The sequence below is a fragment of the Mesorhizobium sp. M5C.F.Ca.IN.020.32.2.1 genome, assembly GCF_004023105.1.
In the GTDB taxonomy this organism is placed as follows: domain Bacteria; phylum Pseudomonadota; class Alphaproteobacteria; order Rhizobiales; family Rhizobiaceae; genus Mesorhizobium; species Mesorhizobium wenxiniae.
Genome location: NZ_RZSX01001198.1, coordinates 1 through 1,486, shown reverse-complemented (window position 1 = coordinate 1,486; position 1,486 = coordinate 1). Strand labels below are relative to the sequence as shown.

At 66.9% G+C, this 1,486-nt stretch carries 1 protein-coding gene and 1 pseudogene; both read left to right on the top strand.

Going from position 1 to position 1,486, the window contains the following annotated elements:
- Nucleotides 1-43 precede the first annotated feature (43 nt).
- Nucleotides 44-1,249 (top strand): annotated as a pseudogene (hutU, locus tag EOA86_RS34305) (urocanate hydratase); the annotation flags it as partial.
- A gap of 8 nt (nt 1,250-1,257) precedes the next feature.
- Nucleotides 1,258-1,486, top strand: a 229-nt coding sequence (locus tag EOA86_RS34300; protein WP_206630222.1) for a HutD family protein, incomplete at its 3' end; no start/stop codon positions are given.

Sequence of the window (1,486 nt, the reverse complement as noted above, 5' to 3'; positions counted from 1 at the left end):
GCCATGACCGCAGCCAGCGGCTGGGCGCCGCCCATGCCGCCGAGGCCGCCAGCATTACGGCGGCAACCTCAGGGGCAAATGGATCCTGACTGGCGGCCTCGGCGGCATGGGCGGCGCCCAGCCGCTGGCTGCGGTCATGGCCGGCGCCTGCTGCCTGGCGATCGAATGCGATCCCGACCGTATCGATTTCAGACTGCGCACCCGCTATGTCGACGAGCGCGCCGACAGGCTCGACGAGGCGCTGGAAAAGATCGAGCGCTGGACCAGGGCCGGCGAGGCGAAATCGGTCGGCCTGGTCGGCAACACCGCCGACATCGTGCCGGAACTGGTGCGGCGTGGCGTGCGCCCCGATATGGTCACCGACCAGACGTCGGCGCATGATCCGCTCAACGGCTATCTGCCCAAGGGCTGGTCGCTCGCCGAATGGCGCGAGAAGCGCACCAGCGACCCGAAGGCGGTCGAGAAGGCGGCGCGCGCGTCGATGCGCGAACATGTCGAGGCGATGGTGGCGTTCTGGAACGCCGGCGTGCCGACGCTTGATTACGGCAACAACATCCGTCAGGTGGCGAAGGAGGAAGGATTCGAGAACGCCTTTGCCTTCCCGGGTTTCGTGCCGGCCTATATCCGACCGCTGTTTTGTCGCGGCATCGGCCCGTTTCGCTCGGCAGCCCTCTCCGGCGAGCCCGAGGACATCTACAAGACAGATGCCAAGGTGCGCGAATTGACGCCCGGCAACACCCACCTGCACAACTGGCTCGACATGGCGCGCGAGCGTATCGCCTTCCAGGGCCTGCCGGCGCGCATCTGCTGGGTCGGTCTCGGCGATCGCCACCGGCTCGGCCTCGACTTCAACGAAATGGTGGCGAAGGGCGAGCTCAAGGCGCCGGTGGTCATCGGCCGCGATCATCTCGATTCCGGCTCGGTTGCATCGCCGAACCGCGAGACGGAATCGATGAAGGATGGCTCGGACGCCGTGTCCGACTGGCCGCTGCTCAATGCGCTGCTCAACACCGCCTCCGGCGCAACCTGGGTGTCGCTGCACCATGGCGGTGGCGTCGGCATGGGTTTTTCGCAGCATGCCGGCATGGCTATCGTCGCCGATGGCACGCGCGAAGCGGCCAAACGCCTGGAGCGGGTGCTGTGGAACGACCCCGCAACCGGCGTCATGCGCCACGCCGATGCCGGCTATGATCTCGCCATCGACTGTGCCAGGGAGCACCAGCTCAACCTGCCAGGCATCCTCGGCTGAACCGCGCCTTGCGCATTCTCCGGGCAGCCGAATACCGGTCTATGCCGTGGAAGAACGGCGGCGGGGTGACCACGGAAATCGCAGTCTCGCCCGCAGGTGCTGCGCTCGACGATTTCGACTGGCGCATCTCCATGGCGCGCGTCGAAAGCGGTGGGCCATTCTCCGGGTTTGCCGAAGTGGATCGAACCTTGGCCGTGCTGGAAGGCGAGGGGATTGTCCTTGACATCGCCGGCCGCC